We start from the raw sequence: 13,861 nt of genomic DNA on the forward strand, positions 1-13,861 counted from the left end.
AACGTCCGATGACCGCGACAGCAGACATCATCATCTTCAACGGCCGCGTCCGCACCATGGACGACAGCCGCCCCGAGGCCCAGGCCGTGGCGCTGGCGGGCAACCGCATCCTGGCCGTCGGCACAGATGCCGAGATTGCCACCCTCGCCGGCACCTCCACCCGCCGTATAGATGCCAAGGGCGGCACGGTCATGCCGGGCTTCAACGAGGCCCACATGCACATCTTCGGCGGCTCGGTGGCGCTCGGCGAACTCTCGCTCTTCGGCGTCAAGGGCTTCGACGCGTTGTCGGCGGCCGTGACGGCCTATGCCGCCGAGAACCCGGATCTGCCGCTGCTGGTCGGCCAGTCGACCGATTACACCATCCTCTCCGAAGAAGAGCGTGTCACGCGCCATCATCTCGACCGGATCATCTCCGACCGTCCCCTGCTGCTCGTCGCCCCAGATCGCCATACCGGCTGGGCGAATACCATAGCGCTGAAAATGGCCGGCATCCTGGAAGGTCGTGATGTCGGCGTCGGGAATGAGATCGTCATGGGCGAAGACGGCCTCGCCACCGGCGAACTGCGTGAAACGAACGCCATGCGCCCCGTTGCCACGATGAGCATCACCGGCGGGCGCGAAGGCCTCGGCGTCGGGACGGGCGGCGAACCCGATGAGGTAACGGCGGAGGAACGCGCACGCGACATCGCTGTCCTGAAGAACGGCCTCGCCTACTGCGCCTCGCTCGGCATCACCTCTTTCCAGAACATGGACGGCAACCTCTACCAGCTCGAGATGCTGCAGGAGATCGAAGAGACCGAAGGTCTGCCGGTGCGCGTGCGCATGCCCTTCCACATGAAGAATTTCATGCCGCTTTCCGACCTTACAGACAAGGCGGCCGCCTGGCGGGCGCGCTTCGACAGCGACAAGCTGCGCTGCAACTTCGTCAAATTGTTCATGGACGGCGTTACCGAAGGCGAGACCGCCGTCTTCGTCGATGACTATGCCCATAAGCCCGGTTGGAAGGGCGAACCGCTCTTTTCCGCTCAGCACTTCAATCAGGTCGCCATAGAAGCCAACAGACTCGGCCTTCCCGTCGCCGTCCACGCCATCGGCGACGGGGCGGTGCGAATGGTGCTCGACGGCTACCAGGCATCGATTGACGCCAATGGCCCGCGCGACAACCGCAACCGCATCGAACATATCGAGGTGGTTCATCCCGACGACATCAAGCGATTTGCAACGACCGGCACTGTCGCCTCGATGCAGCCGACCCATCCGCCGGGCTCCGCCGGCCTGCCGCTCGAACCCTATCTCACCTTCATCGGCCGAGAGCGCTGGCCTTATGCCTTTGCCTGGAAGACCCTGGTCGATGCCGGTGCAAAGATCGTCTTTGCCACAGACTGGCCGGTCTCGCCGCTGCCGCCGCTCCACTGCATCCACGACGCCATGACGCGTAGAGCCTGGGCCGACGACATGCCGGATCACCGCCTGAGCCTCGACGAAACGCTCGCCGCCTATACCAAGACCAGCGCATGGGTGGAGTTCATGGAGGACCGCAAGGGCATGCTAAAGCCGGGCTATTACGCCGACGTCGTCGTCCTGTCGGGTGACATCGCGTCTGTTGAGAGCGAAGCTATCGCCCGCCTGAACGTTGTTCTGACTGTCTGCGACGGCAGGATCACCCACGAGATAGAATAGAAGCGATGGGCACAGCGAAGACAGAGACCGTTGAGAGAGCCAGGCCCGCAGGCGTAAAACTGGCGGCGGGCGCGACGCGCAAGGGCGTGGAAACGCGCAATCGCATCATCAAGGGTGCGCGGGAAGCTTTGGAGCAAGGGGGAATGGAAGCGCTGACCACGCGCCGCATTGCTGCTTCCGCCAAGGTCAAGCTGGCAACGCTGCATTACTACTTCGACAGCAAGGAAGGCCTTCTCCTCGCGGTCCTCGAAGACCTGATCGCCGATATGGAAGAAGCCTATCGCCAGGACGTGGCCCTGCCCAAGGCGCCCGAGGATCGGGTCGAGGCGCTGATCAGGGCCAGCTGGCGCTATATCCAGCGCACCCGCGACAAGCAGATCGCCCAGACGGAACTGACGCTCTATGCATTACGCACCAAAGGCTCCGAGTGGCTCGCCGCCCGCCAGTACAACGCCTATATCGATTTCTACGGCCATCTCGTCTTCGAGGATGACAAGGATGATGAACTGCGCCGCATCGGGCGTTCAGTGGCGCGCCAGATGCTGATCGGCATAGACGGCATCATCCTCCAGAGCTACGCCCTGCAGGATCTCTCAGCCTCCAATGACGACATCGAAGCCCTGATTATTGCCATGCGAGGCTACTTCCGCCGTCTGATGGCCGAGCGCGAAAAGGGCCGCTAATCCAGCTGCCAGATGCGCTTGGCATTTTTCGAGAAGAGCTTCTCCTTTTCCTCGACGGTGCAGCCATGAAGGAGCGCCTGCGTCGTCGCGACCCAGGTGGAGAGCCCACCCCCCAGCGTGCAGACAGGCCAGTCGGAGCCCCAGATCGCACGATTAAACCCAAAGGTTCCGATCGTATGCTCGAAATAGGGTTTCAGGTCTTCCAGGGTCCAATTGTCGAGATCGCCATAGGCGGGGATACCAGAGATCTTGACACGAACATTGTCTCGTTTCGCGATCTCGGAAATGCCTGTTTTCCAGCTCGCATAGCCATGCCCCTTGATATCCGGAACACCGCAGTGGTCGAGGATGAAGGTAACGTCAGGCGCTAGGTCGAGCAGCGCCTTTGCCTTGTCGATCTGGTGCGGCAACATGCAGAGGTCAAAGGTGAGGCCAGTGCCCGACAGACGCTTGATATTCTCGCGAAACAGCGCGCCCTCCGAGACATCATCGGGCACGACATGGAGCACCCGGCGGAAGCCTTTGACGAAGGGGTTGGCCCGCTGCATTTCGAGATAAGCGGCAAAGCCCGGATCTTCGGGTCGGCAGGCGGCGATCACGCCGCGAAGCAGGCTGCTTTCTTCGCGTGACAGATTTTGCACCATCTGGGTTTCAGCTGAGATGTCCGTAACCGCGACATCCACCTCCATATGAAGCACCGAGGAGATGCCGAGCCGCCTCGCCTCGCGACTATAGCGCTCATAGGTGAAATCTGCGTCGAGCGCCGGTTCACTCTTCAGCCAGGGATAGGTCAGCCGGTCACGGTAAATCAGGTGGAGATGGGTATCGATAATCATGAAGGGCCCCTCCCAAGGCCGTGAAGTGAAAGTCTCTGCTCAGTCTGCTGCGGAATCGGCACCAAGACCCGCGCCGGCAAGATCTGACAGACGCCGTGCGGTGTCGCAAAGGCTGGCGATCGTGGTGGTGACATCAGCGGCCCCAGGCGTATTGATAAGTGCGATATAGGGGACCGTCAGGGCTCCAATCGCGCTGCCATCGGCGCTGACGATCGGCGCTGAAAGGTTGATTACACCGGGTGTCTGGGCGCTTGGCATCATCTCGTAGCCGCGCTGACGGATCTCTTCCAGCCGCGCTTCGAAGGCCTCGGTCATGCGTCCGTCCGGACCGCCGCTTCCGACATGCTCTGCGACCATCATCGCACGCAAATCCGGACTACGGAAGGCGAGGAGCACATGGCCCGAGCCTGTATCGAACAGACCCATGCGAGACCCGACACGGATAGAGATGCCCCAATATCCCGGCGCCTCCTGCTGAGCGATCACCACCGGATGGCCCCGGTCGTAGACAACAATATGATTGGCTTGCTGGGTCTTCTCCCCGAGTTCGCGCATCAACGGCGTGGCGAAGGAGGAAAGCCTTCGTGTCGGCGCATGCATCTGCGCAAGCCCGAACAGCTTCAGCGTCAGCATGTAGCGGTCGCCTTCCAGCCGGGAGACATAACCGCGCCGAACCAGCCGGTCGAGCATTCGATAGAATTCGTTCGGGCTGCGGTCGAGCCGTTTCGCGATCTCGGCCTGCGTCAGACCGCCGTCCACGCCGGCTAGCAGCTCGAGGATATCGAGCCCCTTGTCGAGCGCCGGAGCGCGGTACCGATCCGGGTCAGCCTCAGTCACTCTTTCATCTCCATATCAGCCACAAGCTGATGATATATGAATAATGATTTTCTATATGAATGATGCTCGCATTATGCCAGCTTTTATGCAAGTCATAGGATCAAGTGGCGACGAAGGATGGACTCGCCACAACGGGACGGCCGGTCGTCAGCATTGACACTGTTCACACGCTTTTGCCGGCAACGCCTGAAGACCTGGAGGAGTGGGAGTCATGAACCTGAAAAACAAGCATGTGCTGGTAACCGCCGCCGGCCAGGGTATCGGTCGCGCCAGCGCGATTGCCTTTGCCCGCGCCGGTGCAACGGTTGTCGCAACCGACATCAACACAGAGGCTTTAGCGACACTTGATGCCGAAGACGGCATCATCACCCGCAAGCTCGACGTGCTGAACGACGAGGCGGTCAGGGCCGTGGTCGCAGAGACCGGTCCCTTCGACGTGCTCTTCAACTGCGCCGGGGTCGTGCATGGCGGCACCGTTCTGGACATGGCCGACAAGGACCTCGACTTCGCCTTCGACCTCAATGTCCGCGCCATGATCCGCACCATCCGGGCAGTTCTTCCATCCATGCTGGAGCGCGGCGACGGCGCGATCATCAACATGGCCTCGGTGGCAAGCTCGATCAAAGGCGTGCCCAACCGCTTCGCCTATACCGTGACCAAGGCCGCCGTCATCGGCTTGACCAAGTCGGTAGCCGCCGATTACGTGACACAAGGCATCCGCTGCAACGCGATCTGCCCTGGCACCGTCGAGAGCCCGTCGCTGCAGGACCGCATGCGCGCCCAGGGCGACTACGACGCCGCCCGCGCCGCCTTCATTGCCCGCCAACCCATGGGGCGCCTTGGCACCCCGGAAGAAATTGCCGACCTCGCCGTCTACATCGCCGGCGCCACCTATACCTCGGGCCAGGCCTTCGCCATCGATGGCGGTTGGACCATCTAATTCTCAGGAAGGAATAAAATCATGAAACTCATGCGCGTCGGCCCGCTGGGCCAGGAAAAGCCCGCGATCCTCGACAAGGACGGCAAGGTCCGTGACCTCTCTGGCCATGTGGCCGACATCGGCGGTGCGGCCATCTCGCCGGAAGGCCTCGCCAAGATCGCCGCCATCGATCCGGCCTCGCTGCCGGAAATCGCAGTCGACCGCATCGGCGCCTGCGTTGCCGGCACCGGCAAGTTCATCTGCATTGGCCTGAACTATTCCGACCATGCCGCCGAAACGGGTGCTGCCGTGCCGCCGGAACCGGTCATCTTCATGAAGGCGACCTCGGCCATCTGCGGCCCGAACGACGACGTTCTGATCCCGCGCACTTCGGAAAAGACCGACTGGGAAGTCGAGCTCGGCGTCGTGATCGGCAAGACCGCGAAATACGTCTCGGAAGCCGACGCCATGGACTATGTCGCCGGCTACTGCGTCAGCCACGACGTCTCGGAACGCGCCTTTCAGACGGAGCGCGCGGGCCAGTGGACCAAGGGCAAGTCCTGCGACACCTTCGGCCCGATCGGCCCCTGGCTCGTCACCAAGGATGAAATCGCAGATCCGCAAAACCTGAAGATGTGGCTCTCGGTCAACGGGAAGACGATGCAGGACGGCTCGTCCAAGACCATGGTCTACGGCGTCGCCCACCTCGTTTCCTATCTCAGCCAGTTCATGAGCCTTCATCCCGGCGATGTCATTTCGACCGGCACGCCTCCTGGCGTCGGCCTCGGCATGAAGCCGCCGCAGTTTTTGAAGGCCGGCGACGTGGTCGAGCTCGGCATTGAGGGGCTTGGCACGCAGAAGCAGACATTCAAGGCGGATGTCTGAGGCCATCGCCTAGCCCGGTTATTGACCCCGCCCTTGTGGCGGGGTTTTACGTGCACCGCCATGCGTGGGGCCAGATATCTGTGGCGCTTGTCCATGTAGACTTGTCCAGGCCCTCCCACTATCTTGTCAGCAGGTATCACCCGGTAGTCTGGAGCGACCATGGCGACCTCGCTGAAAATCGATGACGCATTGAAAGAGCGGGTGCAGCAACTGGCCAACGAGCGCAAACGCTCGGCGCATGGACTGATGCTGGAAGCGATTGAGCAATATGTGGAGCGGGAAGAGGCGCGTGAAAGCTTCACGCGCGAGGCACTGGCATCCTGGACCGCTTACAAGGAAACGGGTCGCCACCTGACGCTTGACGAGGTGAGCGACTGGCTCGAAACCTGGGGCACAACTGACGAGAAGCCGGTGTCAGAGTGCCACGAGTAATCGTTACGGAAGGAGCGGCGATTGGCTTGGAACGATGCCGCCGCTTCCTTGAGGCGAAGTCGGCGGAGGCAGCTCAGAAAGCAGCCAAGCAAATCAATCGACAATTCAGGCTGCTGGCGACCCAACCGGACATCGGAAGACCAATGCAACGCACGCCCGAGCTCCGGGAATTGAGCATTCCGTTTGGCAATTCAGGCTATGTCGCGCTCTATCGACACGAAATTCCGCGAGACACTGTCTATATTCTCGCTTTCCGCCACCAACGGGAAGCGGGGTACTGAAGGCACGACAATCCGTGCCTTGCAAGCCGAGGAAGCCAAAACTGGCTTCAGCCCGTCAAAGGCGATCCAGAGCTAGGCCGCATCCTTCACCCGGATCTCGATCTCAAGCCGCGCCGCCGCAGCGATATTCACCAATGCATCGAGTGAAAACTTCGCAAGCTTCCCACGCAGCAGATCGTTGGTACGCGGACGCGTCAGCTTAAGCCGCTTTGCAGCCTCATCCTGCGAGAGCCCCCACCCCAGAACAGCCTTGCGGATCTCGAAGAGCAAAGCGGAACGCGCCTTGAGATTGGCCGCTTCCTGCTCGGTATCACCCAGGGCGTCCCAAACACTGCCGTAAACTTCTTCGCTCATGGTTCCTGCTTCCATCGCTTCAGCCTCCGTATGGCCAGCTCAATATCTTTCTTCGGTGTCGCCTGCGTCTTCTTCTGGAAGGCATGCAGCACCAGGACCCGGTCCTCAAGCGTTGCCAGATAGACGACGCGAAACGCGCCTGACGCTTCTCTAATCCTGATCTCTCGGACACCGGGTCCAATGGTCGGCATGGGCTTCCAGTCCTCAGGATCTTCGCCCCGTTGAACCAGTTCCAACTGCCAGCCCGCATCGATCCGGGCGCCTTCGGGAAACGCGCAAACATCGGCTCTGCTACTTCCCAGCCACTGGATCAGCTTCATATTGGCAATGTATCAAAACAGATACACAAGATCCAACAAAAAAGCCGGGCGTCTCCACCCGGCTTCTTCATTCATAAGTGCGGCAACCGCCTTACTTGATCAACGGCAGAATACTGTCGATCGACTTCTTCGCGTCGCCGTAGAACATCCGCGTGTTCTCCTTGTAGAATAGCGGGTTCTCGATGCCGGAATAGCCGGTGCCCTGGCCGCGCTTGGAGACGAAGACCTGCTTGGCCTTCCACACTTCCAGAACCGGCATGCCGGCGATGGGCGAGTTCGGGTCTTCCTGGGCGGCCGGGTTAACGATGTCGTTCGAGCCGATGACGATCGCCACATCCGTTTCGGGAAAGTCCTCGTTGATCTCGTCCATTTCCAGAACGATGTCGTAGGGCACCTTGGCCTCGGCCAGCAACACGTTCATGTGGCCCGGCAGACGGCCCGCGACCGGGTGGATGGCAAAGCGCACGGTCTTGCCTGCGGCGCGCAGCTTGCGGGTCAGTTCCGAGACAGACTGCTGTGCCTGGGCAACAGCCATACCGTAGCCTGGGATGATGATGACCGAGTCTGCATCATTCAGCGCATTGGCGACACCTTCGCCATCGATCGCGATCTGTTCGCCGGTTACTTCCATCTGCGGCCCGGTCGAGCCGCCAAAGCCGCCGAGGATGACCGAGATGAAGCTGCGGTTCATCGCCTTGCACATGATATAGGAGAGGATCGCACCCGAAGAGCCGACCAGCGCGCCGACGACGATCAGAAGATCGTTCGACAGCGAAAAACCGATGGCGGCTGCCGCCCAGCCGGAATAGCTGTTCAGCATCGAAACGACGACCGGCATGTCGGCACCGCCGATACCCATGATCAGGTGATAGCCGATGAAGAAGGCCAAGAGCGTCATCAGGATGAGCGTCCAGACGCCCGCCCCGCCGACATAGAGGAAGAGCAGGACGAGCGAGCCCAGCGCTGCACCGGCATTCAGCAGATGCCCGCCCGGCAGTTTCGTTGCCTTGCCGTCGACCCTGCCAGCAAGTTTGCCGAAGGCGATGACCGAACCGGTGAAGGTTACGGCACCGATGAAGACGCCGAGGAAGATTTCGACCCTGAGGATGGTCAGTTCGACCGGCGTCTTGTGCGCGAGAATGGCGGCAAAGCCTGTGAGCGCCGAGCGGGCCGCCTCATCCAGGCCAGCGACGTCGACGGCTTCGATATGGGCGTTGAAACCGATGAAGACGGCGGCGAGGCCCACCAGCGAATGCATGGCGGCAACGAGTTGCGGCATCTCGGTCATCTGAACGCGCTTAGCCACGACCCAGCCGATTGCGCCACCGATCGCGATCATCACGACCGAGACGAACCAGTTGCCGGCACCGGGGCCGTAAAGCGTCGCGACGACCGCGAGCCCCATGCCGACGATACCGTACCAGACGGCGCGCTTGGCGCTTTCCTGGCCCGAGAGGCCGCCGAGCGACAGGATGAAGAGAACGGCTGCGACGACATAGGCCGCTGTGGTGAATCCGTATTCCATGAGTGTGTCCCCTCCCCTAACTCAAGACTTCTGGAACATGGCGAGCATGCGCCGGGTGACCATGAAGCCACCGAAGATGTTGATGCCGGCCATCAGGACCGACAGCGCGGCGAGGATGATCACCAGGAAGTTGCCCGATCCGATCTGCATCAGGGCACCCAGAATGATGATCGAGGAGATGGCATTGGTGATCGCCATCAACGGCGTGTGCAGCGAATGGCTGACATTCCAGATGACCTGGAAGCCGACGAAGCAGGCAAGCACGAAGACGATGAAATGGCTCATGAAGCTGGCGGGTGCATAAAGACCGGCAAGCAGGATCAGCGCGCCGCCGGCGGCGAGAAGAGCCACCTGATTGCGGGTCTGCGTCTTGAAGGCGGCGATTTCCTGCGCCCGCTTTTCCTCGGGCGTCAGCTCCTTCACCTTTTCCTTGGGCTTGGCTGCCGCGATGGCCTGGATCTTCGGCGGCGGCGGCGGATAGGTGATCTCACCGTCCTTGGTGACGGTCGCGCCGCGGATGACGTCGTCTTCCATGTTGTGCACGACGACGCCGTCCTTGGCCGGCGTCAGGTCCGTCATCATGTGGCGGATATTGGTGGCATAGAGCGTCGACGACTGCGCGGCCATGCGGCTCGGGAAGTCGGTGTAGCCGACGATGGTCACGCCGTTGTCGGAGACGATTTTCTGGTCCGCGACGGTCAGATCGCAATTGCCGCCACGCTCGGCGGCGAGGTCGACGACGACGGAGCCGGGCTTCATCGCGGCGACCATGTCGGCGAGCCAGAGCTTCGGCGCGTCACGGCCCGGGATCAGCGCTGTGGTGATGACGATATCGATCTCGGGCGCCAGCTCGCGGAACTTGGCGAGCTGCTTTTCGCGGAATTCCGGCGACGAGGGAGCGGCATAGCCACCGGTCGCGGCGCCATCCTGGGTCGCTTCGAATTCGAGGAAGACGAATTCGGCACCCATGCTCTCGATCTGTTCGGCGACTTCGGGGCGCACGTCGAAGGCATAGGTGATCGCGCCGAGCGAAACACTCGTTCCGATCGCCGCAAGTCCGGCGACGCCGGCGCCGATGACCAGTACCTTGGCCGGCGGGATCTTGCCCGCGGCGGTCACCTGACCGGTGAAGAAGCGGCCGAAATTGTTGCCGGCCTCGATCACCGCGCGATAACCGGCGATATTGGCCATAGACGACAGGGCGTCCATCTTCTGGGCACGCGAAATTCGCGGCACCATGTCCATGGCCACGACCGTTGCGCCCTTGGCCTTCGCCTGCTCGAGCAGGGCGGTGTTCTGCGCGGGGTAGAAGAAGGAGATCAGCGTCTTGCCGGGGCCGAGCCGGTCGACCTCGGTCGTCTCCGGCGGACGCACCTTGGCGATGATGTCGGCCGTCTCGTAGAGCGCGGCGGCCGTCTCTACCACCGTCACGCCGGCGGCGCGGTAAGCGTCATCCGAAAGACCGGCAGCCTTGCCGGCGCCCGCTTCAATCAAACACTCGTATCCGAGCTTCTGCAGTTGAGCGGCGCTGTCGGGCGTCATCCCGACACGCGCTTCGCCTGCGTAAATCTCCTTCGGCGATCCGATCTTCAATCCCATCTCCCTCGATCCTCACTCCAACACATTCAATCCCGCGGCAAAAAGCAGGGGACTCTCCGCAGCGGACACGAGCAGAAGCGGGCCCGCCTGTCCAGTCCGCATTCCGCGCCAAGTGTCCGGTTCTGCAGCGGCAGAAGAACTTAAAACGATTTTTGTTGCACCGCATCCAATGCGAGCGGTGGTTGGATCCGTCAGTGGAACAATTGCGGCAGCTCGCCTGTTTCTCGCGTGGAACACACCTGAAGGGAGAACCCCATGCTGCACTGGATCCTGATTTTCCTCCTGATCGCCGCCGTCGCCAGCCTTCTCGGTTTTCGCGGCGTCGCTGGCGCATCCGCCGGCATCGCCAAGATCCTCATCTTCGTCGTGCTGATCATCATCATCATCGCCCTGTTCACAGGCGTGATCGTCGTCGCCTGAGCAGGAACAATCACGTCAAGACAAAGGGCCCGCCCGGTGGTGCGAGCCCTTCATTTTTGAGGATGGCCCGGTCAGATGAAGGGGCGGATGCGCGCGTCGCCCGGCGTCCAACCCGCGATCGCCCGCAGGCCTTCAGGGTCCATCACCTCACAGCCGCGATCGCGCCAGCGAATCAGCTCCCGATCAGCCAGCTTCTTCAGCGTCTTGTTGGTATGCACGATGGAAAGGCCAAGCGTGTCGGCAAAATGCATCTGCGTCACTGGAATGTGCCGGCGGTTGTCGTCCAGCAGTCCCGCCAGGGTCCCGCGATCGAACAGAAACGCCAGCAGGTAGGACGCGCGCTCCAGCGCCGATCGTCGTCCAATGCTGAGAAGATGCTCGTCGAGGATGACCTCTTCACGCGCGGCGAGCCAGGTCAGGTCGAAACCCAATCCCGCGTGGCGCTCGAAAAGCGAGAACAACCTGCTGCGCTCGAATACGCAGAGTGTCATCGGTGTCAGTGCCTCGACCGAATGCTGCATCTCGTCCATGACGGCGCCCTGCAGCCCCACCATGTCGCCTGGAACGACGTAATTGAGAATCTGCCGCCGCCCGTCTTCGAGGATCTTGTAGCGGAAGCCCCAGCCCGACAGCACCGTATAGAGGTGCGCGCTGCGCGCGCCCTCGACCAGCACCGTCGTGCCGGGGTCAGCCTGGAGCTCGCCTCGCTTGAATTGCGCGACGAAATCAAGCTCCTCATTGGTGAAGGGGCGAAATTGGCCTATGCTGCGCAAGGGGCATTCATAACAACTGACGCGAACCGGATTTTGGCGCGGTTCCGATACCATGGGGGACCTCGAACTATGGTCGCTCTGATCACCATGGAACAAAGCCACCGACATGTCTTATTTAAATGACGGGCACTCTACCCCGGACCATAAAGCGGTCCACACAAGGAACTTTCATGCCCACATCACCTCTGCGCATCCTGATCGCGGAAAATCAGTACCTGATCGCTATGGAAGTCGAGCGCATCCTTTGCGAGATGATAGCCTGCGAGGTGACGATCACGCCGCTCCTACGCATGGAGCAGGACCTTTCCGCGACCGCCTACGACGTCGTCATCCTCGACGCTGCCGGCAGCGATGAGATCAACATGGCAAGAGCCGAAGCGATCCGCGCCACAGGCGCCGAGCCGGTGTTCCTGTCGTCCTACGGTTACCATCCCGGACAAAATACCGGCGCTTCCTCCTATCCGATTGTTGCAAAGCCACCTCTGCCGGAGCCGCTGGCCGCCGCTGTCGAGCAGGCGGCCAGCCAACGAGGCTCAGACGGCAAAGGCTTTCTTGATGACCGCTGAACTGTTCGCATCGGGCCCGTAGTCCCCCTCACCGCTCACGCCCAGGATCTCCTGAAGCTTGTTGCGGGCGCGGTTGATACGACTCTTGATGGTGCCAACGGCACAGCCGCAGATTTCGGCTGCTTCTTCATAGGCGAAGCCCGAGGCGCCGACCAGAATGATGGCTTCGCGCTGGTCACTCGGCAACTGGTCCAGAGCGCGCTTGAAATCCTGCAGGTCGAGCGAGCCATATTGCTGGGGATGCGTCGAAAGCTGCGACGTGAAGATGCCATCCGTGTCGGAGACTTCGCGGCCACGCTTGCGCATTTGCGAATAGAACTCGTTGCGCAGAATGGTGAACAGCCAGGCCTTCATATTGGTGCCTGGCTCGAAATGATCCTGCTTCGCCCAAGCCTTCATGATGGTATCCTGGACCAGGTCATCTGCCACATGGTGGCGCCCGGTCAATGACACGGCGAATGCTCGCAGGTTTGGCAGCGCCGCCAGAAGGTCGCGCTTGAACGAGTGGTCAGTCGACTTGGCGTCAACGGTCATCGAGCGACTTCCCTGTTTTGGATGCCTTCCTCTGCACGGCGCTCTGCCATATCCAGACGTTCAAGCAGTTCGAGGAACCGTTGCGGAATCCCCTCTTCCTGGACCGACTGGTAGAATTCGCGCAACTGGGCCGACACGCCGGGATGAAAGGCAGCCATTCCAGGCAGCCCCTCCGACACTGTCACTTTCTTGGAGTTATCTGTCATGTGGTCCAACGGGTTTGAGCGATTGTCGGCAGGTAACGCGCATCGCGCAACTATGTTCCGACAAAAATCAGTTATTTCGTCGGCCCTCGCAATTGTGAACGAACGCGAGCGAGATGGAACAAAGGTCGAGTGGGAACGTTGTGCCGACGTCGCAACAGGAGAAACCCCTATGCTCTACTACGCTCTTGTCTTTCTCGTCGTCGCCCTGATCGCGGGCGTTCTTGGATTTGGTGGTATTGCAGGCGCATCCGCTGGTATTGCCAAGATCCTTTTCGCCATCTTCATCATTCTCTTCCTCGTCTCGCTTGCAATGCGCCTGTTCCGGCAGGCCTGATCGCAAAACACGAGAGAAAAGAGGAGGCCGCTGCCCAGGGCACGGCCTCCTCTTTCACTTTTCGCGCGGCGAAAAAATGTGGAGTAGAGCCCTAGACCAAGATCTTCAACAGCAGCACAACCGCCACAGCGGCCAGAGCAGCGATCATCAGCGTGGTGAAGCGCCCGTAGACCGGTGGGACCTGAGATTCAAGATCGCGGTCGAGACCTGCTTCTTGAGCGATCGCTCTATTACGTGCATCGACCGTCTGCGTGCCGGTAGATGGATCGTCCCGAGTCGCCGGACGGGAATTTCCTGCCGGATCAAACTTGCTCATCGGACATCCTGAAAACGTTCGACCGGTACCGGAATGCGCGTCGGCATGACCAAGGCCTGCGCCTCGACAGGACGAGCGACGGGAGCGGTCTCGTTAAGAGCAACAAGCTTGGCAGGATCGATCTCCTGACGGATGGTCTTGCCGGCCACCAGATCAGAACTCACCGGCACGCAATCACCATAGACCAATTTGGTCATTGTTCTCGCATGGGCCAATTCTTTGCTGAGGGCCGCAAAGCAGGCGTCGTCGTTCTGGTAAGAAATAACGGCGACCGGCTCTTCCAGACACGTCGCATCCTGCGGGTGGCAGGCGACGATGATCATTAGGGCTGCCATACTGTTCATGACCGGTCTCCACGT

20 protein-coding genes are annotated in these 13,861 nt (G+C 61.0%); 9 read left to right on the forward strand and 11 right to left on the reverse strand.

All coding sequences use genetic code 11. The annotated features are described in order from the left end of the window. The first annotated feature begins 8 nt into the window (after positions 1-8). Positions 9-1,682 carry an amidohydrolase gene (locus tag FJQ55_RS17845; RefSeq protein ID WP_140830380.1) on the forward strand — a complete coding sequence of 558 codons (1,674 nt, stop codon included), beginning with the start codon at positions 9-11 and terminating at the stop codon, positions 1,680-1,682. Positions 1,683-1,687: 5 nt separating this feature from the next. After that, a complete protein-coding gene (locus tag FJQ55_RS17850) occupies positions 1,688-2,365 on the forward strand; it encodes a TetR/AcrR family transcriptional regulator (protein WP_140830382.1) in 678 nt (225 codons plus the stop codon). On the opposite strand, the gene FJQ55_RS17855 is transcribed toward FJQ55_RS17850, so the two are convergent. Both FJQ55_RS17855 and FJQ55_RS17860 read right to left on the reverse strand, forming a co-directional pair. Further along, the gene (locus tag FJQ55_RS17855; RefSeq protein WP_140830384.1) at positions 2,362-3,201 is read right to left on the reverse strand and encodes an amidohydrolase family protein; all 840 of its coding nucleotides are present in this window, start codon (positions 3,199-3,201) and stop codon (positions 2,362-2,364) included. The two genes, FJQ55_RS17850 and FJQ55_RS17855, sit on opposite strands and share 4 nt — an antisense overlap. Before the next feature lie 39 nt (positions 3,202-3,240). Next, positions 3,241-4,038 (reverse strand): IclR family transcriptional regulator, encoded by a 798-nt coding sequence (locus FJQ55_RS17860; RefSeq protein ID WP_140830387.1) that lies wholly within the window; start codon positions 4,036-4,038, stop codon positions 3,241-3,243. Between the two features lie 211 nt (positions 4,039-4,249). Between FJQ55_RS17860 and FJQ55_RS17865 the strand changes: the two genes are divergently transcribed. The 4 genes from FJQ55_RS17865 to FJQ55_RS17880 all read left to right on the forward strand — a co-directional run bounded on the left by FJQ55_RS17865 (position 4,250) and on the right by FJQ55_RS17880 (position 6,555). Next, the gene (locus FJQ55_RS17865; RefSeq protein ID WP_140830389.1) at positions 4,250-4,978 is read left to right on the forward strand and encodes an SDR family oxidoreductase; all 729 of its coding nucleotides are present in this window, start codon (positions 4,250-4,252) and stop codon (positions 4,976-4,978) included. A gap of 21 nt (positions 4,979-4,999) precedes the next feature. Then, entirely contained in the window at positions 5,000-5,842 is an 843-nt protein-coding gene (locus tag FJQ55_RS17870; protein ID WP_140830391.1) for a fumarylacetoacetate hydrolase family protein, read from the forward strand. Between the two features lie 159 nt (positions 5,843-6,001). Further along, entirely contained in the window at positions 6,002-6,274 is a 273-nt protein-coding gene (locus FJQ55_RS17875) for a CopG family ribbon-helix-helix protein (protein ID WP_140830393.1), read from the forward strand. Next, a complete protein-coding gene (locus FJQ55_RS17880) occupies positions 6,262-6,555 on the forward strand; it encodes a type II toxin-antitoxin system RelE/ParE family toxin (RefSeq protein ID WP_140830395.1) in 294 nt (97 codons plus the stop codon). The genes FJQ55_RS17875 and FJQ55_RS17880 overlap by 13 nt, the downstream gene beginning before the upstream one ends. Positions 6,556-6,627: 72 nt before the next feature. On the opposite strand, the gene FJQ55_RS17885 is transcribed toward FJQ55_RS17880, so the two are convergent. From FJQ55_RS17885 to FJQ55_RS17900, 4 genes are all read right to left on the reverse strand, one after another. After that, the gene (locus FJQ55_RS17885; protein WP_140830397.1) at positions 6,628-6,909 is read right to left on the reverse strand and encodes a helix-turn-helix domain-containing protein; all 282 of its coding nucleotides are present in this window, start codon (positions 6,907-6,909) and stop codon (positions 6,628-6,630) included. Further along, complete coding sequence (locus FJQ55_RS17890) at positions 6,906-7,229, reverse strand: type II toxin-antitoxin system RelE/ParE family toxin (protein WP_140830400.1); 324 nt, start codon at positions 7,227-7,229, stop codon at positions 6,906-6,908. The genes FJQ55_RS17885 and FJQ55_RS17890 overlap by 4 nt, the downstream gene beginning before the upstream one ends. Before the next feature lie 91 nt (positions 7,230-7,320). After that, the gene (locus FJQ55_RS17895) at positions 7,321-8,754 is read right to left on the reverse strand and encodes an NAD(P)(+) transhydrogenase (Re/Si-specific) subunit beta (RefSeq protein WP_140830402.1); all 1,434 of its coding nucleotides are present in this window, start codon (positions 8,752-8,754) and stop codon (positions 7,321-7,323) included. A gap of 21 nt (positions 8,755-8,775) precedes the next feature. Beyond that, positions 8,776-10,347 (reverse strand): Re/Si-specific NAD(P)(+) transhydrogenase subunit alpha, encoded by a 1,572-nt coding sequence (locus tag FJQ55_RS17900; RefSeq protein WP_140830911.1) that lies wholly within the window; start codon positions 10,345-10,347, stop codon positions 8,776-8,778. Positions 10,348-10,608: 261 nt separating this feature from the next. Here FJQ55_RS17900 and FJQ55_RS17905 point away from each other — a divergent pair, with 261 nt between their 5' ends. Next, entirely contained in the window at positions 10,609-10,773 is a 165-nt protein-coding gene (locus tag FJQ55_RS17905; protein ID WP_140830404.1) for a DUF1328 domain-containing protein, read from the forward strand. Between the two features lie 71 nt (positions 10,774-10,844). Here FJQ55_RS17905 and FJQ55_RS17910 read toward each other — a convergent pair whose 3' ends face one another. Then, complete coding sequence (locus FJQ55_RS17910; protein ID WP_140830406.1) at positions 10,845-11,600, reverse strand: Crp/Fnr family transcriptional regulator; 756 nt, start codon at positions 11,598-11,600, stop codon at positions 10,845-10,847. A gap of 116 nt (positions 11,601-11,716) precedes the next feature. Between FJQ55_RS17910 and FJQ55_RS17915 the strand changes: the two genes are divergently transcribed. Further along, positions 11,717-12,112 carry a response regulator gene (locus FJQ55_RS17915; RefSeq protein ID WP_140830409.1) on the forward strand — a complete coding sequence of 132 codons (396 nt, stop codon included), beginning with the start codon at positions 11,717-11,719 and terminating at the stop codon, positions 12,110-12,112. On the opposite strand, the gene FJQ55_RS17920 is transcribed toward FJQ55_RS17915, so the two are convergent. Next, positions 12,080-12,646 carry an RNA polymerase sigma factor gene (locus FJQ55_RS17920; RefSeq protein ID WP_062280489.1) on the reverse strand — a complete coding sequence of 189 codons (567 nt, stop codon included), beginning with the start codon at positions 12,644-12,646 and terminating at the stop codon, positions 12,080-12,082. The genes FJQ55_RS17915 and FJQ55_RS17920 overlap by 33 nt on opposite strands. Further along, a complete protein-coding gene (locus tag FJQ55_RS17925; protein WP_244474746.1) occupies positions 12,643-12,804 on the reverse strand; it encodes a NepR family anti-sigma factor in 162 nt (53 codons plus the stop codon). Before FJQ55_RS17925 ends, FJQ55_RS17920 begins: the two co-directional genes overlap by 4 nt. A gap of 217 nt (positions 12,805-13,021) precedes the next feature. Between FJQ55_RS17925 and FJQ55_RS17930 the strand changes: the two genes are divergently transcribed. After that, positions 13,022-13,186 carry a DUF1328 domain-containing protein gene (locus FJQ55_RS17930; protein WP_082511077.1) on the forward strand — a complete coding sequence of 55 codons (165 nt, stop codon included), beginning with the start codon at positions 13,022-13,024 and terminating at the stop codon, positions 13,184-13,186. Positions 13,187-13,277: 91 nt separating this feature from the next. On the opposite strand, the gene FJQ55_RS17935 is transcribed toward FJQ55_RS17930, so the two are convergent. Further along, complete coding sequence (locus FJQ55_RS17935; protein WP_140830414.1) at positions 13,278-13,502, reverse strand: hypothetical protein; 225 nt, start codon at positions 13,500-13,502, stop codon at positions 13,278-13,280. Next, entirely contained in the window at positions 13,499-13,825 is a 327-nt protein-coding gene (locus FJQ55_RS17940; RefSeq protein ID WP_246085187.1) for a hypothetical protein, read from the reverse strand. The genes FJQ55_RS17935 and FJQ55_RS17940 overlap by 4 nt, the downstream gene beginning before the upstream one ends. Between the last annotated feature and the right edge of the window lie 36 nt (positions 13,826-13,861).

Source organism: Rhizobium glycinendophyticum (assembly GCF_006443685.1).
In the GTDB taxonomy this organism is placed as follows: domain Bacteria; phylum Pseudomonadota; class Alphaproteobacteria; order Rhizobiales; family Rhizobiaceae; genus Allorhizobium; species Allorhizobium glycinendophyticum.